The organism is Leifsonia sp. GW821-FHT13C09 (assembly GCF_058806435.1).
The window spans coordinates 223,622-244,747 of sequence record NZ_JBXAPS010000005.1; the positions used below are offsets into that span (position 1 = coordinate 223,622).

Annotated in this window: 20 protein-coding genes; 9 read left to right on the plus strand and 11 right to left on the minus strand. The window is 69.4% G+C overall.

The features are described 5' to 3' along the window. Positions 1–3 precede the first annotated feature (3 nt). Positions 4–1,302, minus strand: coding sequence for an MFS transporter (locus AC1ROW_RS16860; protein ID WP_493020041.1), 1,299 nt, complete (start codon positions 1,300–1,302; stop codon positions 4–6). A gap of 5 nt (positions 1,303–1,307) precedes the next feature. Next, positions 1,308–1,736 carry a MarR family winged helix-turn-helix transcriptional regulator gene (locus tag AC1ROW_RS16865; RefSeq protein ID WP_493020042.1) on the minus strand — a complete coding sequence of 143 codons (429 nt, stop codon included), beginning with the start codon at positions 1,734–1,736 and terminating at the stop codon, positions 1,308–1,310. Positions 1,737–1,794: 58 nt separating this feature from the next. Here AC1ROW_RS16865 and AC1ROW_RS16870 point away from each other — a divergent pair, with 58 nt between their 5' ends. From AC1ROW_RS16870 to AC1ROW_RS16880, 3 genes are all read left to right on the plus strand, one after another. Next, on the plus strand, positions 1,795–2,646 hold the full coding sequence (locus AC1ROW_RS16870; RefSeq protein ID WP_493020043.1) for an alpha/beta fold hydrolase: 852 nt from the start codon (positions 1,795–1,797) through the stop codon (positions 2,644–2,646). A 131-nt stretch (positions 2,647–2,777) separates the two neighbouring features. Next, positions 2,778–3,827, plus strand: a complete 1,050-nt coding sequence (lplAB, locus tag AC1ROW_RS16875; RefSeq protein WP_493020044.1) for a lipoate-protein ligase LplAB — start codon at positions 2,778–2,780, stop codon at positions 3,825–3,827. Positions 3,828–3,920: 93 nt separating this feature from the next. After that, positions 3,921–4,289 carry a hypothetical protein gene (locus AC1ROW_RS16880; RefSeq protein WP_493020045.1) on the plus strand — a complete coding sequence of 123 codons (369 nt, stop codon included), beginning with the start codon at positions 3,921–3,923 and terminating at the stop codon, positions 4,287–4,289. Between the two features lie 9 nt (positions 4,290–4,298). Here AC1ROW_RS16880 and AC1ROW_RS16885 read toward each other — a convergent pair whose 3' ends face one another. Then, positions 4,299–4,583: a GNAT family N-acetyltransferase gene (locus AC1ROW_RS16885; protein ID WP_493020046.1), complete on the minus strand. Its 285-nt coding sequence runs from the start codon at positions 4,581–4,583 to the stop codon at positions 4,299–4,301. A 56-nt stretch (positions 4,584–4,639) separates the two neighbouring features. On the opposite strand from AC1ROW_RS16885, the gene AC1ROW_RS16890 reads away from it, so the two are divergent. Further along, positions 4,640–5,524, plus strand: a complete 885-nt coding sequence (locus tag AC1ROW_RS16890; RefSeq protein ID WP_493020047.1) for a DNA-methyltransferase — start codon at positions 4,640–4,642, stop codon at positions 5,522–5,524. A 6-nt stretch (positions 5,525–5,530) separates the two neighbouring features. On the opposite strand, the gene AC1ROW_RS16895 is transcribed toward AC1ROW_RS16890, so the two are convergent. Beyond that, the gene (locus tag AC1ROW_RS16895) at positions 5,531–6,016 is read right to left on the minus strand and encodes an SRPBCC family protein (RefSeq protein WP_493020048.1); all 486 of its coding nucleotides are present in this window, start codon (positions 6,014–6,016) and stop codon (positions 5,531–5,533) included. 109 nt (positions 6,017–6,125) lie between these two features. On the opposite strand from AC1ROW_RS16895, the gene AC1ROW_RS16900 reads away from it, so the two are divergent. Continuing rightward, complete coding sequence (locus AC1ROW_RS16900; protein WP_493020049.1) at positions 6,126–6,953, plus strand: phosphatase PAP2 family protein; 828 nt, start codon at positions 6,126–6,128, stop codon at positions 6,951–6,953. 88 nt (positions 6,954–7,041) lie between these two features. On the opposite strand, the gene AC1ROW_RS16905 is transcribed toward AC1ROW_RS16900, so the two are convergent. From AC1ROW_RS16905 to AC1ROW_RS16925, 5 genes are all read right to left on the minus strand, one after another. Further along, a complete protein-coding gene (locus AC1ROW_RS16905) occupies positions 7,042–8,064 on the minus strand; it encodes a LacI family DNA-binding transcriptional regulator (protein ID WP_493020050.1) in 1,023 nt (340 codons plus the stop codon). Between the two features lie 58 nt (positions 8,065–8,122). Continuing rightward, positions 8,123–9,625 (minus strand): GH1 family beta-glucosidase, encoded by a 1,503-nt coding sequence (locus AC1ROW_RS16910; RefSeq protein WP_493020051.1) that lies wholly within the window; start codon positions 9,623–9,625, stop codon positions 8,123–8,125. Positions 9,626–9,628: 3 nt separating this feature from the next. Further along, positions 9,629–10,507, minus strand: coding sequence for a carbohydrate ABC transporter permease (locus AC1ROW_RS16915; protein WP_493020052.1), 879 nt, complete (start codon positions 10,505–10,507; stop codon positions 9,629–9,631). Further along, complete coding sequence (locus AC1ROW_RS16920; RefSeq protein ID WP_493020053.1) at positions 10,504–11,643, minus strand: carbohydrate ABC transporter permease; 1,140 nt, start codon at positions 11,641–11,643, stop codon at positions 10,504–10,506. Before AC1ROW_RS16920 ends, AC1ROW_RS16915 begins: the two co-directional genes overlap by 4 nt. Positions 11,644–11,743: 100 nt before the next feature. Continuing rightward, positions 11,744–13,069, minus strand: a complete 1,326-nt coding sequence (locus AC1ROW_RS16925) for an ABC transporter substrate-binding protein (protein ID WP_493020054.1) — start codon at positions 13,067–13,069, stop codon at positions 11,744–11,746. 289 nt (positions 13,070–13,358) lie between these two features. On the opposite strand from AC1ROW_RS16925, the gene AC1ROW_RS16930 reads away from it, so the two are divergent. Further along, the gene (locus AC1ROW_RS16930) at positions 13,359–13,952 is read left to right on the plus strand and encodes a TetR/AcrR family transcriptional regulator (protein WP_493020055.1); all 594 of its coding nucleotides are present in this window, start codon (positions 13,359–13,361) and stop codon (positions 13,950–13,952) included. 222 nt (positions 13,953–14,174) lie between these two features. Then, positions 14,175–15,521 (plus strand): cation:proton antiporter domain-containing protein, encoded by a 1,347-nt coding sequence (locus AC1ROW_RS16935; RefSeq protein ID WP_493020056.1) that lies wholly within the window; start codon positions 14,175–14,177, stop codon positions 15,519–15,521. 6 nt (positions 15,522–15,527) lie between these two features. Here the strand turns inward: AC1ROW_RS16935 and AC1ROW_RS16940 are convergent, their stop codons facing one another. After that, the gene (locus AC1ROW_RS16940; RefSeq protein ID WP_493020057.1) at positions 15,528–17,729 is read right to left on the minus strand and encodes an MDR family MFS transporter; all 2,202 of its coding nucleotides are present in this window, start codon (positions 17,727–17,729) and stop codon (positions 15,528–15,530) included. Between the two features lie 315 nt (positions 17,730–18,044). On the opposite strand from AC1ROW_RS16940, the gene AC1ROW_RS16945 reads away from it, so the two are divergent. Both AC1ROW_RS16945 and AC1ROW_RS16950 read left to right on the plus strand, forming a co-directional pair. Then, on the plus strand, positions 18,045–18,941 hold the full coding sequence (locus tag AC1ROW_RS16945) for an amidase domain-containing protein (RefSeq protein ID WP_493020058.1): 897 nt from the start codon (positions 18,045–18,047) through the stop codon (positions 18,939–18,941). Positions 18,942–19,011: 70 nt separating this feature from the next. Then, on the plus strand, positions 19,012–19,800 hold the full coding sequence (locus AC1ROW_RS16950) for a M15 family metallopeptidase (RefSeq protein WP_493020059.1): 789 nt from the start codon (positions 19,012–19,014) through the stop codon (positions 19,798–19,800). A gap of 9 nt (positions 19,801–19,809) precedes the next feature. Here AC1ROW_RS16950 and AC1ROW_RS16955 read toward each other — a convergent pair whose 3' ends face one another. Further along, positions 19,810–21,054, minus strand: coding sequence for an LCP family protein (locus AC1ROW_RS16955; RefSeq protein WP_493020060.1), 1,245 nt, complete (start codon positions 21,052–21,054; stop codon positions 19,810–19,812). Positions 21,055–21,126: the final 72 nt, after the last annotated feature.

Sequence of the window (21,126 nt, forward strand, 5' to 3'; positions counted from 1 at the left end):
CGCTCAGCTCGCGCGCGTCGCGGTGGCCTCGGTCTCCTCGAGCTCCTCGCGGGCCTCCTCGCGCGGTGTCAGCACGACGCGCGGGCGGAGGCCGCTGAAGCGCACCCGCAGCCCGCGGTACTTCACCAGGTAGAACACGCCGACCAGCGCCGCCGCGAACCCGCTCGCCGCGCCGACCCCCATCGCCCAGCGCGGGCCGAACGTGTCGGCCACCCAGCCGACGATCGGGGCGCCGACCGGGGTGCCGCCCATGAAGATCGCCATGTAGATCGCCATCACCCGGCCGCGCAGCAGCGGGTCGGTCGTCATCTGCACGGTCCCGTTCGCCGTCGTCATCAGCGTCTGCGACGAGACGCCGATGATGATCAGCGCGGCCGCGAACAGCCAGTAGGTCGGCATGACCGCGGCGATCGCGCATCCCGTGCCGAAGAACGCCGCGCCGGCGAACAGCAGCGACACCCGCGGCCGCTCGCGCCGTGCGGCCAGCAGGGCGCCGACCACCGAGCCGATCGCCATGATCGACGACAGGATGCCGTACTCGCCCGCCCCCTGGTGGAACACGCTGACCGACATGGTCGAGATGAAGATCGGGAAGTTGAGGCCGAACGTCCCGATCAGGAAAACCATGACCAGGATGACGATGATGTCAGGCCGCCGCCGGACATACCGGAAGCCGTCGACCAGTCCGCCGCGGGAGCGCTTGGCGCGCGGCGACCGGTACAGCTTCTCCTTCCGCAGCAGCATCAGCGACAGCAGCACCGCGCCGAACGTCGCCGCGTTGATCAGGAACACCCAGCCCGCGCCGACCGCGGCGGTCAGCAGACCCGCGACCGCCGGGCCCAGCAGGCGCGCCGAGTTGAATGACGCCGAGTTGAGCGCGACCGCGTTCGACAGGTTCGGGCCGGCCACGAGCTCCGACACGAAGGTCTGCCGCGCGGGGGCGTCGAACGCCGCCACCACACCGAGCAGCAGCGCGAACACGTACACGTGCCAGAGCTGGATGACGCCGGTCACGGTCAGGAGGCCGAGTCCGAGCCCGAGCAACCCCATCATCCCCTGCGTCGCCATCAGCAACCGGCGCCGGTCGAGGTGGTCGGCCGCCCAGCCGGTCACCGGCAGCAGGATGAGCTGGGGCCCGAACTGCAACGCCATCACGAAGCCGACGGCGGCCGCGTTGTTGTGGGTGAGCTGGGTGAGGACGATCCAGTCCTGCGCGGTGCGCTGCATCCACGTGCCGACGTTGGAGACGAGCGCACCACCGGCCCAGATGCGGTAGTTGACCCCGGTGAGGGAACGGAACATCGCACTCACGAGTCGGCGATCTCCCGCATGATCGCTGCGGCCTCGGCAAGGGTCTCGCGCTGCTCGGGGGTGAGCGTGCGGAGGCGCTGGTTCAGCCAGGCGTCGCGGCGGCGGCGCGTCTCTGTGACGAGCTGGAGGCCGGACTCGGTCGGGACGACGACGACCTTGCGCCCGTCGACGGCGTCAGCCGTGCGCACGACATAGCCGGCCTGCTCCAGGTGATTGACGGTGCGGTTCATGGAGGGCGGGGTCACGCGCTCGTGCTCGCTCAGCCTCCCGATCGTCCCGGAGCCCTCGCGGACGAGGAATGCGAGCGTCGAGGTCTGGGTGTCGCTCAGCTCGTCGTCCTCCTTCTCCGCGCGCAGACGCCGCGACAGTCGCGCGACGGCGATGCGCAGCGCGCTGCTGAGGTCGTGCGTCGAGAGGCGTCCCATAGATAGTTAGCCTATCAAATTAGGCTGGCTAAATAAAACGCTGTGCCAGAATGAGCCCGTGCAGCGAGAGTTCAGCGCCGACGACGGCCTCCGCATCTTCTTCGACGTCTACCCGGCTGAGCGCCCGCGCGCCGCGGTTCAGATCGCGCACGGTGTCGGGGAGCACGCCGGCCGCTACCGGGCGCTCGCCGAGCACCTCGTCGCCGAGGGCTATACCGTCTACGTCGACGACCATCGCGGCCACGGCCGGACCGGGATGGAACAGTGGCACGGCGACGCGTCCAAGCTCGGCAAGCTCGGGCCGGGCGGCCTGCGCGCGGCTCTCCGCGACTTCCGCGCGTTCAGCCGGCTGATCCGCGACGAGAATCCGGACCTCCCGCTCGTCCTCGTCGCCCACAGCTGGGGCTCGCTGATGGGACAGCTGACCCTCAACCACCACGCCGACGATTACGACGCCGCTGTGCTCACCGGCACCGCCTACCGGATGATCGGGTCGATGAACAGCGGCGACCTGAACAAGCGGCACGCCCACCTCGGCACCACCGGCGCCGAATGGCTCAGCCGCGATCCGGCCGTCGCGCAGGCGTTCGTGGACGACCCGCTGTGCACGCTGGTTCCGCTGCAGAAGCTGTTCGGGATGGCCGACGCCGCCCGCCTGCTCGGCCGGCCCGCGCGGCACTTCGCCCGCGACCTCCCGCTGCTGATCGCGGTCGGCGACGACGACCCGCTGGGTGGCCCGGCCTCCGCCCGCAAACTCGAGCGCGCATACCGCACTCGCTCCGGCCTCTCCGACGTGACGACGATCGTCTACCCCGGTGCCCGTCACGAGATCTTCAACGAGACCAACAAGGAGGAGGTCTACGCCGACGTCACCGCCTGGCTCGACCCCCGCATCCCGGCCCGCATCTGACCCCGACTTCCCCGAGTACGCCCGAATTCCGCCCAAAACCGCCGAGTACGCAGATTATCGGCGTACTCGGCTGTTTCTGGCGGAATTTGTGAGGAGTCGGCGGTCGGCGGCGCGGGTTCTAGGCTGGTCCCATGCATGGTGAGTACAAGGTTCCCGGCGGAAAGCTCGTCGTCGTCGACCTGGAGGTCGTGGACGGGCTGATCTCGGGGTTCCGGCTGGCGGGGGACTTCTTCCTCGAGCCGGACACCGCGCTGGAGGCGATCGACGCGGCCGTCAACGGCCTCCCGGCCGAGGCCGACTCCAAGACCATCGTCGCCGCCGTGAAGGACGCCCTCCCCGAGGGTGCCTCCCTGCTCGGCTTCTCGCCCGAGGCTGTGGCCGTCGCCGTGCGCCGCGCCCTCGCCCGTGCGACGAGCTGGCGTGACTACGACTGGCAGATCGTGCACTCCAAGGCCGTCACCCCGCTTATGCACCTCGCCCTCGACGAGGTGCTGACCACCGAGGTCGGCGAGGGCCGCCGCGGCCCGACCCTCCGGATCTGGGAGTGGGAGGAGCCCGCCGTCGTCATCGGCAGCTTCCAGTCGGTGAAGAACGAGGTCGACCCCGTGAACGCCGAGAAGTACGGCGTGAAGGTGGTGCGCCGCATCACCGGCGGCGGCGCGATGTTCATGGAGGCGGGCTCGGTCGTCACATACTCGATCTACGCCCCCGCCGACCTCGTGCAGGGGATGAGTTTCGCCGACAGCTACGCGTTCCTGGACGAGTGGGCCATCATCGCGCTCAAGTCGCTCGGCATCGACGCCAGCTACGTCCCGCTCAACGACATCACCAGCCCGAAGGGCAAGATCGGCGGCGCCGCCCAGAAGCGCCTCGGCTCCGGCGCAGTGCTGCACCACGTGACCATGAGCTACGACATGGACGGCCAGAAGATGACGGAGGTCCTCCGCATCGGCCGCGAGAAGATCAGCGACAAGGGCATCACCAGCGCGGCGAAGCGCGTCGACCCGCTGCGCAGCCAGACCGGCCTCAGCCGCGCCGAGATCATCGAGCAGATGAAGCTGACCTTCCGCAGCCTGTACGGCGCGACGGACGGCGACCTCACCGATGCGGAGTACGAGGAGGCCGAGCGGCTGGTGGCGTCGAAGTTCGCGACAGAGGAGTGGCTCTACCGGGTGCCCTGACCCGGGGCGTCGCGAGCCTCCCGCCGGCCAGCCGACCTTGGCGGTTCCTGTGCGTCAGCGGAGCGTTCAGAACCGTCCGGTACCCTTGACGGCGTGAATTGGTGGGCCGTGGTCGTGGTGGTGGGCATCGTCGCGGCGATCGTGACGGGTGTGAAGCTCGGCTGGATCGACCTCTCCAACAAGGCCGCCCGCGGCTCCAGCAGCATGAGCGGCGCGATCGGAGGCTCGTTCGACGAGATCTTCGCCCCCACGCGCCACGAGGCCCAGCAGGAGCTCGACCGCCAGTCGTTCCTCCCGGCTCCGGCCCCGCTCCCCGGCGACGGCGGCGACGCGAGCGTCCTGGACGCGGGCAAGATCACGATCGACGTCGGCTCGGCCGGCCGCGGCCAGCGCGCCGAAGGGCGGGCGCCGTCGGAAGAGGGGCGCGCGACGACGCGCACCACCGCCTCGCATCGCGGTTAGGCCGTCACCTCAGCGCCGCTGCAGCTCCTGATACTCGGGGTGGTCCGCCAGCCACCGCCGCACGTACGGGCACGTCGCGATCACCCGCAGGTCCGTCCGGTCGCGCACGTCGTCGAGCGCCGTCTGCACCAGCTGGGAGGCCATCCCGCGTTCGCGCTTCTCCGGGTCGACCTCCGTGTGCACGAACACGATCGCGTCGTCGCGGAGCTCGTATTCGGCGATCCCGATGACCTCGCCGTCCTTCAGGAGGGCGTAGCGGGACTGGTCGGGCTGGTTCTCCACGGAGAGGGTCATGCCGTCAGGGTACCCGGCATCCCGCCGCGCACCCGCGAATACGGGAGAATGGAGGAATGTCCGAACCCGTCGCCGCCACGCAGCCGCTGTGGCTCGCCGACGGGCCGAGCACGATCGTCCACGGCGACAACCTGGAGGTCGTCGCCGGGCTGCCGTCCGGAGCGTTCCAGCTCATCTATCTCGACCCGCCGTTCAACACCGGCCGCTCGCAGGCGCGGCAGCGCACCACGGCGGTGCGTGCGGAAGCCGGCGCCGGCAGTGTCATCGGGTTCAAGGGGCGCAGCTACGAGCGCATCAAGGGCGACATCCTCAGCTACGACGACCGCTTCGAGGACTACTGGAGCTTCCTGGAGCCGCGCCTGATGGAGGCCTGGCGACTGCTCGCCGAAACCGGAACGCTGTACCTGCACCTCGACTACCGGGAGTCCCACTACGCCAAGGTGCTGCTCGACGCGCTGTTCGGCCGGGAGTCGTTCCTCAACGAGATCGTCTGGGCGTACGACTACGGCGCCAAAACCAAGAACCGCTGGCCGGCGAAGCACGACACGATCCTCGTCTATGTGAAGAACCCCGGCGACTACTTCTTCGACTCCTCCGCCGTCGACCGGGAGCCCTACATGGCGCCAGGCCTGGTCACCCCGGAGAAGGCCGAGCTCGGCAAGCTGCCCACCGACGTCTGGTGGCACACCATCGTGTCCCCGACCGGCCGCGAGAAGACCGGGTACCCGACCCAGAAGCCGGAGGGCATCCTCCGCCGCATCGTGCAGGCGTCCAGCCGGGAGGGCGACTGGGTGCTCGACTTCTTCGCCGGCAGCGGGACGACGGGCGCGGTCGCGGCGGCGCTCGGCCGCCGGTTCGTGCTGGTCGACCGCAGCCCCGACGCGATCGCGGTGATGCGGAGGCGCTTCAGCGAGCGGCCAGAGGTGCGGTTCGTCGGCTGACGGCGTTCACGCGCCGGGCTCGCCGGGCTGGGGTTCGGTGGGCGCCGCTTCGACGGGCGCCGCTTCGACATGCGCCTTCAACGCCCTCATGGTGCGCCGGCTCTCCCGGGCCGCCATCATGACGAACATCGGCTCGACAGCGCGGTACATGCCGCGCGTGGTGAGCTGGCCGATCCGGGTGACGCGGGTGACGCCTCCCCGGTCTTCGACGCCGTACACGATGAGCGCGTCGACGCGCCCGGACGGCTTGGCCTGGTGGAAGCGCAGTTCATGGTCGGGGACGTCGTCGATCAGTTCGCCGCGCATCCGCCCGACCATCGTCGAGTCGACGTACGTCGCGGAGTCCGGCACAGCCGCCGCGGTGGGCACGCGGGTCCCGCGGTAGACCAGCGAGTGGCCGAGCCACGCGGGGTAGGCGTCGACCGCCCGCAGCGCGGCGTAGACGTCGTGCGCGGGAGCGTCGATCTGGATGGTGTTCGTGAAGCTCCTCATGGTGCCCGTCCTACACCGTGCGGGCGGGGTTGCGCACCCGCCGCCTTCCGGGCGACGTTCCGGCTCCTCCATGGAAGTTCCCCGGGACGGTGTGGAAGGCTAGTCAACTATGCGACCCGCACCCCTCCGCCTGCTCCCGTTCGTCTGGGGTGCTCTCGGGTCGGTGGTGCTGTTCGTCGCGATCTACCTGTTCTTCGTGCAGAGCTACATCGGCCAGGTGATCGACGAACAGTCCTTCGCGGGAGCCGAGAAGTGGAAGGGCGACCTGATCGACTTCGCCCACACCTTCCTCAACGCGCTGCCGCTCGCGGCCGTCGTGATCGGGGCGATCATCGCCGTGATCATCGTCCTGGTGAGGCGCAACTGGATGGTGTTCGCGATCGCCGTGGGCGCCGCGATCGCGGCGAACGTGAGCACGCAGGTGCTGAAGTACTCGGTGCTCTCCCGCCCGGCGAAGGGTGTGGACACCGGCCTCGCGAACTCGCTGCCCTCCGGCCACACCTCCGTGGCGGCCTCGGCCGCGCTCGTCGTCTTCCTCGTCGCCTCGCCGCGCCTGCGGCCGCTCGCCGCGGTGGTCGGCGCGGTGTTCACCATCGCCGCAGGAGCCTCCACCCTGGTGGAGCAGTGGCACCGGCCGAGCGACGTCATCGCCGCGATGCTCGTCGTAGCGTTCTGGGCCTGCGTCGCGGGCGCCGTCCTCGCCGGGCTGCGCCGCCGCCCGGCCGACCCGCCGGTGCGGTCGAAGCTGTGGGCGCTGGTCTGGATCGCCGGAGCGTGCGGGGTCGTGGCCGCCGTGGCGCTCGCGGTGACCTACAACGCGACTCAGAGTCACACCGAGCACCTCTTCGTCGCCTACGCCGGCGGCGTCTCCGCGATAGCGACGACAGGCTTCCTCCTCGCCGTCATCGGCAACCGCCTCTACCGCGCCCTCGCCTGAGCCCCTCACCCTCCCCAACCCGCGAGTACGCGAATAATCCGGCGAAAACGGCCGGGTACGCAGATTATTCGCGTACTCGGCGGTTTGGTCAGGAGCTTTGGCGGATGACGAGTTCGGTGGGGAGGAGGGTGACGCGGTCGACGGGCTCACCGGCGAGGCGGCGGACGAGGACGCGGGCCATCGCCTGACCCAGGCCGATGGACGGCTGGTGCACAGTGGTCAGCGGCGGGGTCGCGGTGAGCCCGAAGTTGTCGTCGTCGAAGCCGACCACCGCGATGTCGTCCGGGATGCCGAGCCCGGCCTCGTGGATGGCCGAGTACGCGCCCGCCGCCATCTGGTCGTTCGCGGCGAACAGGCCGTCGATCGGCCGGCCCGTCGCGAGCAGCCGGCGCATGGCCTCCATCCCGGAGTACGGGGAGAAGTCGCCGTACTCCACCAGCGAGCTGTCCAGCCCGTGCGCCTCCAGAGCCTGCCGCCAGCCGGTGTAGCGGTCGAGACCGGCGGGCATGTCCTGCGGGCCGGTGATGAGCGCGATGTTCCTGCGGCCGCGCGCGATCAGGTGCTCCGTGGCCCCCGCCGAACCCGCGACGTTGTCCACGTCCACGAAATACGACTCGTGCTGCGCCTCGCTGACAGGACGGCCGCCGAACACGATCGGCAGCGTCGACCCCAGCTCCGCGTAGGAGTGGTCGCCGGAGTGGTGGGAGACCACGAGCGCACCGTCGACGTTGCCGCCCATCAGGTACCGCCGGGTCTTGTCCGGGTTGGTCTCCGATGAGATGACCATGTTCAACGTGTACTCGGTGTCCGCCAGGCTGAGCGCGACGCCCTGCACGATGGACGCGAAGAACGGGTCGGCGAACACCTTCGCCGTCGACTCCGGCACCACCAGCGCGATCACCTGCGTGCGGCGGGAGGCCAGCGAGCGGGCGGCGCGATTCGGCACGTAGTTGAGGTCGGCGATCGCGCGCGTCACCGCCTCCACCACCTCCGGCGTCACCCGCGGGGAGCCGTTCACGACGCGGGACACGGTCGCCCGGGAGACGCCCGCGCGCGCGGCCACCGCCTCCAGGGTCGGCACGCTGCGACCGTCCACCTGCTCCGTCGTCATGGGGTCCTCTCCTCGGGCCGCTCGGGCGTCGGGGGCGTCGGTCGACGCCCGACCTATGTTAGGCGCGCGCGGCTGCCGATCGAGTGGGCACGCCCACGACCTCGACGGAGCGGGCCGCCTCCGCGATGACCCGCGCGTACGCTCGTCCGGAGTCCTTCACCGTGCGCTCCAGCGTCTCGTAGTCGACGTGCACGATCCCGAACCGCTTCGCGTATCCCCAGGCCCACTCGAAGTTGTCGAGCAGCGACCAGACGAAGTACCCGCGGACGTCCGCACCTTCCGCGATAGCCTCCCGGACCGCGTCCAGATGGTCGAGGATGTACGCCTCGCGCTCGAGGTCGCGGATGCGGCCATCGTCGTCCACCACGTCGTCGTACGCCGCGCCGTTCTCCGTGATGTAGAGCGGAGGGAGCGCCGGGTACTCGGCCGTCAGCCGCACCAGCAGGTCCCGGAGGCCGTTCGGGTTGACCTCCCAGCCCATGGCGGTGGTCGGCAGGTCACGGGGCGGGAAGGTCACGAACTCGCTGCCGACGAACGGCGACGACTTCGGCCGGTCGGTGGGCGCGGGCGCCTGTGCCGCGTCCTCAGGGAGCGGCCGGCCGCTGACGTTGTCGTCGTGGTAGTGGTTCACGCCGAGGAAGTCGATCGGCTGCCGGATGACGCCGAGGTCGCCGTCGTGCACCAGCTCCTCGAAGCGGTGCTCGCGGAGGTCCTCCAGCACGTCCGCGGGGTAGGTGCCCCCGAGCAGCGGGTCGAGGTACATCCGGTTCCACAGCCCGTCGATGCGGCGGGCGGCGTCCCGGTCGCGAACGTCCTCCGGGTCGTCGGGGATCGCGTTCGTCAGGTTGAGCGTGATGCCGATCCGCAGTTCTTCTGCGCGGCCGTCGTGCTCACCGGCGAGGTCGCGGATCGCAGCGGCGGCGAGGCCGTGCGCGAGGTGCTGGTGGTGGAGGGCGGCCAGCGCGGCGCGCGGCTCCCGGCGCCCCGGTGCGTGCTCGCCTGCCGCGTACGCGATGAGCGACGAGCAGAGCGGTTCGTTGAAGGTCGTCCAGTGCGTCACCCGGTCGCCGAGTGCGTCGTACACGGCCACCGCGTAGTCGCGGAAGCGGTACGCGGTCTCGCGGTTCGCCCAGCCGCCGCGCTCCTCCAGGGCCTGCGGGAGGTCCCAGTGGTAGAGCGTCAGCCAGGGCAGGATGTCCGCCTCCAGCAGCTGGTCGACCAGTCGGCTGTAGAAGTCCAGTCCCGCCCGGTTGACGGAGCGGTCGCCGGGCTTGACGCGGGCCCACGAGGTGGAGAACCGGTACGACTGGAGGCCGAGCTCCCGCATCAGGGCGACGTCCTGCGGCACGCGGTGGTAGTGGTCGATCGCGCGCTCGGGGCTGTCGCCGCCGGCGATCGCGCCGGGAACGCGGGCGAACGCGTCCCAGATCGAGTCCTCCTTGCCGTCCTCGTGGGCGGCGCCCTCGATCTGGGCGGCCGCGGTCGCGGAGCCCCAGAGGAAGCCGGTCGGCCAGCGCGCCGCGTCGAGCGAGGGGAGAGCGGCGGTACGGTCGTCGGTCATTCGTTAGCCTTTCACCGCACCCGCCATGATGCCGGAGACAAGCTGCCGGCCGGCGAGCACGAAGAGGATGAGCAGGGGGACAGTCGCGAGCACGGCGCCGGCGAGCACGATCGAGTAGTCGACGTACTTGGCCGACTGCAGCTGGCTCAGCGCGACCTGAAGGGTCGGGTTCTGCGGGGCGACGAGCAGCGGCCAGAGGTAGTCGGTCCACGCGGTCATGAACGTGAACAGCCCGAGGATCGCCATCGCCGGCCGGGCGGCGGGCACGCCGACGTGCCAGAACGTGCGGATCATGTTCGCGCCGTCCACCCGCGCGGCCTCGATCAGCTCGTCCGGGATGACGTCGACGAGGTACTGCCGCATGAAGAACACGCCGAACGCGGTGACCAGGGTCGGTACGATCACCGCGCCGAGGCTCCCGGTCCAGCCGAACTGCTTCATCACCATGAACAGCGGGATGATGCCGAGCTGGGTCGGCACCGCGAGCGTGCCGATGACGAACACCAGCAGCCCCTCGCGGCCGCGGAACCGCAGCTTCGCGAACGCGTACCCGGCGAGCGTCGAGAAGGCGACGACCGAGGCGGTGATGACGGTGGACACGATGATCGAGTTCCCGAGCGCCTGCCAGAACGGCACAGTGTCGAGCACGGCGCCGACGTTCTTCCAGAACTGGCCTCCCGGCAGCAGCGGGGGCCACGTCGAGGTCAGCACCGTGCTGTCGCTGGAGCCGGCGACGAACGACCACCACAGCGGGTAGGCGCCGCCGACGAAGATCGCGATCAGGATGCCGTAGGTGAGGAAGCCCGGCCGGCGGTCGATGCCGAGCGCGCGGCGGCGCGGAGTGCGCTCCGCGGCGGGGGAGGTGCGGGTCGCGGTGGTCATACGTTCTTCTCCTCGTTCGCAGCGGCCAGCGTGAGGGCGCCCTCGGCGCTCGCCGCAGGTCCGGAATCGGAGTCGGTCTCGGTCGCGACGGCGTTCGCCGTGGCCGACGCCCGGCTGCGCGCCAGTCGCTTGGCCGTCCGCGACCGGTGCACGCGCGCTTCGGTGGAGGCGATGCGGCGCGAGATCAGGAAGTTCAGCACGCCGAACGCCACGATGAGGAGGAACAGCATCCACGCGATTGCGGACGCCCTCCCGAAGTTCTGCCGGTTGAACGCCATGTCCCACAGGTAGAGCACGGTCGTCTGGTACTGCCGCTGCGGGCCGCCCGGCACCGCGCTCGACGGGTTGAACAGCTTGGGCTCGGTGAAGATCTGGAGTCCGCCGATCGTGGCGGTGATGATCACGAAGATCATCGTCGGCCGGATGCTCGGCAGCGTTATCGAGAAGAACCGGCGGAACGCTCCCGCTCCGTCGAGTGCGGCCGACTCGTGGATGTCGCGCGGCACCGCCTGCATCGCGGCGAGCAGGATCAGCGCGTTGTACCCGGTCCAGCGCCAGTTGACCATGGTCGCGATCGCAATGTGCGAGGGGAGCGTTTCGGTCTTCCACATGATCGGGTGGAGGCCGACGGCCTGGAGGATGTTGTTGATCAGCCCGTACTTCTCGTCGAACGCGCTCGAGAAGATCAGCGTGACGGCGACGGGGGTGACGACGTAGGGGAGGAGCACGCTCATCCGCCAGAAGGTCTTCGCCCGGAGGTTCTGGTCGAGCATCGCCGCGATGAACACCGCGGCGATCAGCTGCGGGATGGCCGAGAGCAGGAAGATGCTGACCGTGTTGAAGAGCGAGTTCCAGAAGAACGGGTCCTTCAGCTCGGTGACGTAGTTGGCGAAGCCGACCCACTGGCCGGGGCCGGTGAGCAGGTTCCAGTTGTTGAGCGAGACGACGAACGTGTAGATCAGCGGGAACAGTCCGACGAGGGCGAAGAGCACGAAGAACGGCGCGACGTAGAAGTACGGCGACGCCTTGACGTCGAAGCGGCTGAGCTTCTGCCTGAAGGTGAGTGCCCGGCGGTCGTCGCGTTCGCGCGGGGCCGCGGCGGGGGCGGCCTCCGGGGTGCGGGTGACGGTGGTCATGCGGTTCTCCATGAGGGGAGGGGTGGAGCGGAGCGGATGGCTCAGGTGAGGGTTCGGGCCCCGCCCGCCGACAGCAGCGGGGCCCGACTGGTGAGGTGTCCTACTTGTTGACGACGAGCTGGTCGAGCAGCTTCATCGCGTTGGCCCAGGCCTGGTCGCCGTTCGCCTTGCCCGAGTCGAGCTGCTGCACGGACGGACCGAAGACCTGGGACTGGATGACCGAGTCGTCCGGTCCCTTGTACTGGGCGACGACGCCCTTCGCGCGCTCCGCCAGGATCTGGCCGACGGGGGCGTTGTTGAAGAACTTCGTCAGGTCGCTCGCGCCGGTCACTCCGGGGTCGGACTGCGCCGCGGTGACCGAGGGGAACGTGCCGGCCGCCTGGAAGGTGGCGACCTGCGACTTGGCCGTAGTGAGCCAGGCTGCGAGGGCCGCGGCCTCCTTCGGGTGCTTGGACTGCTTCGGGACGGTCAGGAACGAGCCGCCCCAGTTGGCCGCGCCGCCCGGGAAGACGTTCGCGAAGTCCCAGCCGGTGGAGGCGTCGCCGCCGCCGGCCTTGACCTGGCCCTGCACGACGCCGAGCATCCAGCCCGGGCAGACGAACGTGGCGAACGAGCCGTCGGTGAACGCCTTGCCCTTGCCCCAGTCCCACTGGGTCTGGTTGGAGGACAGCCCAGCGGCGGCGCCGCCGGCCAGCTTGCTCCACAGCGCCTTGAGGTCGCTGTTGTTCTGGATGTTGAGCTTGCCGTCCTTGGTGTAGTAGCCCTCCGGCTGCTGGTTGACCATGGCGTTCCAGATGAAGCCGGACTGGTCGTAGAACGCCTTGCCGGTGGCCGCCTTGTACTGCTCGCCGACCTTGAAGTAGTCGTCCCAGGTGGCGTTGGCGCCGCCGAACAGCTTGGCGACGGAGTCGCGGTCGCTGGGGAGGCCGGCCGCGGCGAAGAGCTTGCCGTTGTAGCAGAGGCCCTCCGGTCCGATGTCGGTGCCGTAGCCGATGATGCGGCCGTTCTTGTCGGTGGCCTGCTTCAGCTTCCAGTCGACCCAGCGGCTCTTGATGTCGTTGGCGCCGTAGTCCTTGAGGTCGTTGAACTGGTCGGAGACCTGCATGACCTTGGAGAGCCAGCCCTCCTCGACGGCCTGGACGTCGGGGAGCCCGCTGCCGGCGGCCTCCTTGGTCTGCCAGTCGGTCAGGGCGTTGTCGCCGGTGTCGATGTTGGTCGCCTTGATCTTGATCCCCGGGTGCTCCTTCTCGTACTGCGAGTAGAGCTTGTCGAAGCCCATCGTGCCGAACGTCGTGACGGTCAGCGTGATGGGGTTCGAGCTGGTTCCTGCGTCGCTGCCGCTCGCTGAGCAGCCAGTCGCGACGAGGGCGAACGAGGCCGTTGCGGCGAGTGCCGCAGCGACCTTGGTGCGTCGTGAAAGCTTCACGGATCACTCCCTTGTGCGTGTGTGTGCGTGGTCTGGTGTGACCAGTGAGAGCGCTCTCTTTGAAGGCCGTGAGAGCGCTCTCACGGTTGGATGAGAATGTAAATCCCGTGGGGCGCGGATGTCAAGCGCGACTGTGGTCGCGCTCTCATCGTTGAAAAGACGCCAATTACTTTCTGGAAGGCGAAATGCGCGGTATTCCGCGGGTGGTGAGGCGCTGCGTGATCGAACCGTGACCTTGATTGGCCGCCTTTTAGGTAGACTGACCTACCTAGATAGGGGAGAGGCACCGATGGCGGAGTCCGCACGCAACAGCGGGGTGCGTGTCGGCGCTGCCCGCCGTCGCATCCTCGAAGCGGCCGCTCGGCGGTTCTACGCCGACGGCATCGCCGCGACCGGGATCGACGCGATCACCGCCGACGCCGCCGTCGCGAAGATGAGCCTCTACAACAACTTCGCGTCGAAGTCGGCGCTCGTCTCAGCCGTGCTGGAAGCCCGCCACGCCGAATGGCTGGCCCTCTACGCCCGCCGCGCCCGCCGGGCCCCTGATCCGTTCACGCGGATCCTCGCCGTGTTCGACGCCTACCTCGACCAGGCCGCGCTGGCGCCGGAGCCCGGGTACCGCGGCAGCGGCCTCCTGAACGCGGCGGCCGAGCTGCCGCTCGGCGACCCGGGACGTGAGACCGTGCGCCGCCATCTCGCGGAGGTCGACGCCATCCTGGCGGCCGGGCTCCGCGAGCTCACCGACCGTGCCCGCGCCGACCGGACGGCCCAGCACCTCTCCTACGTGCTCAACGGCGCACTCGTCCGCGCCGGCCTGGAGGCCGACCGCCGCCGGCTCCGCGACGCCCGCGCCCTCGCCGTGGACGTGCTCAGCGCCCTCTAGTCGAGCGACATTCGGCACGAATGTCGCCTTTCGCGCCGCCTTTCCCCACATTCGGCACGAAAGCGGGAGGGACCGCCCGGCGGGGGGCGGAGGCACATTCGGCACGAATGTCGCGTTTGACGCGCGCATTCGCGACATTCGGGACGAATGTTGCGGCCTGGCGCGACGCGGCAGGCGGGTCCAGACTGGTCCCGGCCCGTGGCAGGAGGGGAGGGTGCGCGGATGCCGGTCATCATCCTCGTCGGCTTCGCCGCCGTCGCGCTGTGGTCGCTCGTCGCGCACCGGTTCGAGCGGTTCGGGATCGCCGGTCCCGCCGCACTCGCGGTGCTCGGCTCGCTCGTCGTCCTCGTGGACGTGAAGGGCTTCACCGACGCCATCGACAGCGATGTCGCCCAGCACGTCGTCGAGCTGATCCTCGCCGTTCTGCTCTTCGTCGACGCGTGCGAGGTGCGCGGCGGGATCTTCGGCGGCCAGGGCCGAAGCCTCGCGCGGCTCGTGTTGATCGCCCTCCCGTTGTCGCTCGCGCTCGTGGTCGTGACCGGCGCCTGGCTCCTCCCCGCGCTCAACGTCTTCGTGCTGATCGTGATCGCCTGCATCGTCATGCCCACCGACTTCGCGCCGGCCACCGCTCTGCTGCGGTCGGGGCGTGTCCCCGCCCGGGTGCGCCAGATCCTCAACGTGGAGAGCGGCTACAACGACGGCCTCATCTCGCCGCTGTTCGCCATGTCGGTCGCGATCGCCGTCGCCCTCCCGAGCATCCTGAAGGTCGCGAACAGCGGCGCGCAGCTCTCCGGGGCCAGCGAGAAGGAGGTCGAGAAGAACCTGTCGGAGGCCGTCTACGCGTTCTTCGGCGCGGTCCCGGCGACCGTCGTCGCGATCGTCGTCGGCGTCGTCATCGGGGGCGTGCTCGGCCTGCTGACCCGCTGGGCCTCCGACCGCGACTGGGCGAACGCGTCCGGGATCCGTTTCGTGATGCTCATCGCGCCGCTGCTGACCTACGGGATCGCGACGCTGCACGACCTGGCGGCGAACGGCTTCGTCGCCGCCTTCGTCGCTGGCGTGATGTTCCGCGTCACCCGCACGCGCCGCCGCGAACTGCGCGCGGTCCCGCAGGACGAACTGCTGCTGGTGGAGGAGGCCAGCACGGTCGCGTCCGACTTCGTCTGGTTCATCCTGGGCGGGATGACGACGGCGGTGATCGTGGAGGGCATCGACTGGCGCGTGCTCGTGATCGCGGTGCTCGCGCTGACGCTCTTCCGCGCCGTCCCCGTCTACGTGTCGATGCTCGGCTCGCCGGTGACGTGGCGGGAGCGCACCTACCTCGGGCTGATCGGCCCGCGCGGCACGGCCTCCATCGTGTTCGGGCTGCTCGCCTACAACCACCTCCCCGACAGCGACAGCGGCGACGTGCTGAGCGTGACCGTGCTGACCGTGGTGGGGAGCATCGTGCTGCACGGCGTGGTGACGCCGCTGGTGCTGCGCCGTGTGCCGCCCCAGCCCGCGGGCGCAGACGGCGGAACGGCCGCCGCCCGGATGGGCGACGGCCGTCCCGTCGGTGAGGTGGAGTGAGCCCGGTCAGTCGACCGCCGGCCGCGGCCGCTGGGCGGCGACGGAGGCGGTGTCGACCACCGGCTCGATGAGCGCGCCGGTCTCTCCCGCCACGCGGCTGGCGATCAGGCCGAGGTCGGTCTCCTCGAGCTCCTCGCGAGCGGCGGCGTCGGTGTCGGCGGCGGCCATCGCGCCCACCGGAACCGGCTGGCGCTCGCCGGCCTCGGCGCCCTCGCGGGCGGCTGCCGCCTCCGCGCTGGCGTCCGCGGCCTCCTGCAGCGCCGACTTCGCCCGGAGCGGCGGGGTCTTGAAGAACAGCGACAGGACGAACGCGACCAGGACCACGATCATCGCCACCCAGTAGACCTGCACCGCGGAGTTGTTGAACGCGACCAGGAACGGCTTGGAGAGCCGCGGGTCGGCCGTGTTCAGGAACGAGGTGTCGTTGATGTCGGAACTGTTGTTCGCGTTGTTGCTCTTCTTGAGCTGCGTCTGCATGACCGGCACCAGCGTGTCCACGTAGGCGGAGCGCGCCGTCGCGTCGGAGAAGTCCAGCGTCACCGTGCCGTCGCTCGCGACCTTGGCGTACGGCGCCTGCGCCTCGATCTTGGTCGCGGCGGCCTGGATGGCCTGCTGCTGGGCGGCGGCCTCCGCCTGGGCCTGAGCCTGCGGCGGGATGTGGCCCGCGGCGACCTGACCGGCGACGGCCTGGGTGGCGGCGGCCTTGGCGCCGTCGACGGCCTTCTGCAGCGCCTGCTGCGTGGCGGCGGTCGCCTTGCTCGTGATCGGCGTGTAGATCTTCTCCATGATCTGCTTGTTCTCCGGCGCGGACGCGACCGACGGGGTCAGCGCGGCGTCGAGGGCGCTGGTCAGCGTCGGCTTGTCGGTGAGCGCGGTCTGGATGTTCGTCGGGAAGACCGTGAACAGCAGCGACAGCAGCACCGCGGTGCCGAGCGTTCCACCGATCTGACGGAAGAACGTGGAGGCGCTGGTCGCCACACCCATGTCGCGGAGGCCGACCGAGTTCTGGCTGGCGATGGTCAGCGTCTGCATGAGCTGGCCGAGGCCGAGACCGATCAGCAGCATCGCGCCGGCGATGAACCAGTACGAGTCGCCGAACTTCAGGAACGTCAGGTAGAAGAACCCGCCCGCGAGCATCGCGGTGCCGATGATCGGGAACTGGCGGTAGCGACCGGTGCGCGCGATGATCTGGCCGGAGGCGATGGAGGACACCATCAGGCCGAGGATCATCGGGAGGAGCTGCAGTCCCGACAGGGTCGGCGAGGAGCCGAGCACGATCTGCAGGTAGAGCGGGAGGGTCAGCATCGCACCGAACATGCCGAAGCCGACGAGCACGCCGATGACGGTCGCCATCGAGAAGGTGCTGGAGCGGAACAGCTTGAGCGGGATGAGCGCGTCGTCCTTCATCGCCATCTCGATGAAGATGAACGCGATGATGCCGATGGCGCCGATGACGTAGCAGGAGATCGAGGCTGCGCTGCCCCAGCCCCAGTCGCGGCCCTGCTCGGCGACGAGCAGCAGCGGCACGAGGGCGACGATGACGCCCGTGGCGCCCCACCAGTCGATGCGCGCGGAGCCGCGGTCGTGCTTCGGCAGGTGCAGGAAGCGCAGCACCATGAACAGCGCGGCGATGCCGATCGGCACGTTGATGAGGAACACCCAGCGCCAGCCGGCGATCCAGAGGATCTGGTTCGCGCCGGCGAAGAGGCCGCCGATCAGCGGGCCGATGAGGCTGGAGATGCCGAAGACGGCGAGGAAGTAGCCCTGGTATTTGGCGCGCTCGCGCGGGGCGAGCATGTCGCCCATGATCGCGAGCGGCATCGACATCAGACCGCCGGCGCCGAGGCCCTGGACGGCGCGGAACGCCGCGAGCTCGAGCATGGAGGTCGAGAACGACGCCAGGACCGAGCCGACGATGAAGATGGCGATGGCGATGATGAACAACGGCCGGCGGCCGAAGATGTCGGAGAGCTTGCCGTAGATCGGCGTCGAGATCGTCGACAGGATCAGGTAGCCCGTGGTGACCCAGGCCTGCTGGCTGAGGCCGTGCAGGTCGTCGCCGATCGTGCGGATCGCGGTTCCGACGACGGTCTGGTCGAGGGCCGACAGGAACATGCCGGCCATCAGGCCGAAGATCACGAAGAGGATCTGCCGGTGCGACATGATCGGTTTGGGTGCGGACACTGCCGCGCTGGTCTGACTGGACATCTGTCTCCGTGTCGAGAGTCGTGTGAGGGGACGCCCGTCACTGTCGGAGCGTCACGCCAATGTGGGGCAAAGAATTTTGCGGAGAGTGCAAAGTTACACCCAGTGCGAGTCTTTCGGCAACGTGAGACTACGCTTCAGCCCCGCCGTTCGCCACGGGCGAACGTCCGAGCGAATTCCGCGCGGTGACGGGGGCGGCCGTGGATTCTCGCGGCTGTCGCAGAGCGGGCTTGTGCCCCGTCCAGGTGTCGCATAGGCGTCGGGGGTACGGTGGCCGAGGTGATTCCCGTCACCCTCCGAATCATCCCCAAAGGTCGTATGAGTCTTCTCAGTCGTTCCCGCCGTTTGTTCGCCGTCGCCGCTACGGTGGCCGCCGCCGCCCTGCTGTTCACGGGGTGCGCTGGCGAGCCGTCCCCTCTGACGAAGGCGATCGCGAAGGTGGCGCCCGTGGCGCAGCCGAAGAATGCGACGGTGTCCGGCATTCAGCCGGCCGTGGGCAGCCTCTCGGGCGGCTCGGCGACCATCACCGGCACGAACCTCGACAAGGTCGCCTCGGTGCAGATCGGCGGCCAGCCGGCTCCGGTCACCCAGCCCGGCAGCGACAAGATCGTCGTGACCGTCCCGCAGGCGGCGAACTGGGCGGCAGGCGCGGTGCCGATCGTCGTCACCGCGGCCGACGGCGCGGTGATCCCGACCGCCGGCAAGACCTACACCTACCAGGCGCAGACCCCGGTGGACCAGCAGCTCGCGTACGCGCTGGCGCACTGGAACAACTACAACACGACCCAGTACGGCGACCTCAACCCGGTCGGCGGCGACTGCGCCAACTTCGTCAGCCAGACCCTGATCGCGCGCGGCTGGCAGATGAACTCCGACTGGTACAACCACGACGCCGCATCCGACTGGAGCCCGGCCTGGGGCTACGTGCCGGCGATGGACGACTACTTCCGCGAGAACGCCACCAAGCTCGGGCTCACGGAGTACTCGTTCGACCAGCGCGACAAGATCAAGGTCGGCGACATCGTGATGTTCGACTGGAACGACAACGACTCGCTCGACCACGTGCAGATCGTCTCGGCGGTGAACAACGTGAACGGCAAGATCAGCATCGAGATGGCCGGCCACAACACCGACACCGACTACCGCGACCTGGACCACACGATCACGGTCGACCACCCCGGTGCGATCGGTCACTTCTGGAGTCTCTCAAAGTAGGAGGCCGTGTCCGGGCGAGACCGGGAGCGCGCTGACAGCCACAGACACCTCGGGCGTCTATGCTCGGGGCGTGAATTCGAGAGGTCTCCGACGCGTGGCGGTGGCGACCGCAGCGGCGCTCGTGCTGCTCGCCGTCACGGCGTGCTCCGCCGCCGGCCAGCCGTCCCGCAAGCCCACACCGTCCCAGGTCGCCGTCTCGCACGCCTCCCGGCCTGTCCCGACGGCGACGCCGACCGCGACGGTGGCCGCCTTCGACAAGACCGCACACTCGATCGACGACCCGGCGAGCATCTGGGTGGTCGTGAACAAGCCGCGCCCGCTGAACCCGCCGAACTACGCGCCGGCCTCGCTGGTCTACCCGGAGGTCACCTTCGTCAACCGCCAGCCGATGCGGCCGGAAGTCGCGGAGGCGCTGGTCGCGATGTTCCGCGCGGGCAAGGCGGAGGCCGGGCTCGACTTCTCCGTGCAGAGCGCCTACCGGTCGTTCGAGTCGCAGACCAATGTCTACAACGACGACGCCGCGCGCAACGGCGTCACCGCCGCCGACACCGACACGGCCCGTCCCGGCCACAGCGAGCACCAGACCGGCCTCGCGGTCGACATCAGCGCCGTCCCGGCCAAATGCTCCCTCGACGCCTGCTTCGCCCACACACCGCAGGGGGAGTGGCTGGCGGCGAACGCCTGGCGCTTCGGCTTCCTGCTGCGCTACCCGGCCGACAAGGTCGCGGTCACCGGCTTCACCTTCGAGCCGTGGCACTTCCGGTACATCGGCGTCTCGCTGGCCACCCAGCTCAAGGAGACGAAAGTCACGACCCTGGAGGAGTTCTTCGGAGTGCCGGGTGGGACGGAGTACCACTAGCAAGCACTGCTAGTACTCGAACGGTTTAGAACACGTGACCTGCGCGGCCGTCTGCCCGTGCACGTTCGAGGGCAACTCGACGGAGCCTGCGTCCGTCACCTCGGGCTGGGTCTCGACCGGGGTGGGCGCCTCCTCCGCCGTCTCCGAGCCGAGCCCCGTGTCGCCCGTGAGAGAGACCGGGCGGTCCTCGCGGAGCGCGGACATCAGCAATTCGGCCTCGTGGGAGTCAGGGGCGACGCCGTCGCCCTCCAGATGGTTCGGGTACTGCACGAAGACGACTTTGGCGGGATCGACGTCCTTCAGCGCCATGCCGAGCGAGGCGATCGTGGTGATGTTCCTGAGGCTCTCGGAAAGCTGGATGTTGTCGGCGGCGGCCTTCGCGAGAGCGTAGACCTTGACCGGGTTCGCCAGGGTGTCCGCGCTCTTGATCGTGCGGATGAGCGAGGACAGGAAGACCTGCTGGTTGCTGATCCGGGCGAGGTCCGAGCCATCGCCGACGCCGTGCCTGGTGCGCAAGAAGGCGAGCGCCTGCTGTCCCTGGAGGGTGTTGTCGCCGGCCTTCACGTCCAGCCCGCTGTAGGAGTCCTTGATGTCGCCACTGACGCAGACGGGCACTCCGCCGACCGCGTTGGACATCTCGATGACGCCGTCGAACTCGATCACCCCGGCGTAGTCGATCTCGAGCCCGGTGAGCTTCTTCACGGTCAGCGCCGTGCAGGCGAGCCCTCCGTAGCTGAGGGTGGTGTTGAGCTTCTGGCGGCTCATCGTGCTGAAGCTGCCGCCGTCGGGGTTCGGGCAGGACGGGATCGGCACGTACAGGTCGCGCGGGAGGCTCACGATGGTGGCGTTCGTGTGGTCGGCCGAGACGTGCAGCAGCATCGTCACATCGTTGAGCGCCGCGCCGCGAACGTCGTAGGCCGGATTGCCGCCTCCGCTGTCGCTGCCGGTGAGGAGGACGTTGAAGGCGCCGTCGACGGCTCCGACCCGCGGCGCGATCGCCTTGCCGGCCTCGTCGACGAGCCGCACCGCCTCCTTCGCGTTCACGGTCGCGAACACGTCGAAGGCGGCGAAGCCGACAAGAGCGGCAGCGCTGACCGCGACGACGGCGACCGAGCGGAGGGCCAGCGCGCCGAGCGAGGACCGGAGGCTGCGGGGCGCGAGACGCCCGTGCCGGGCGACGGGCGCACCGTGCGAACGCTCGCTGGCGCGCGCCTGCGCGCGGGTCGGGGCCTCGTGCTTCGGGTGGGACTGCATCGCAACAGGCTAGCCGTCGATCCTGAATGTGTAACGTAAGCAGTGAAGGTATGAATTTCACGTGGAGACTCC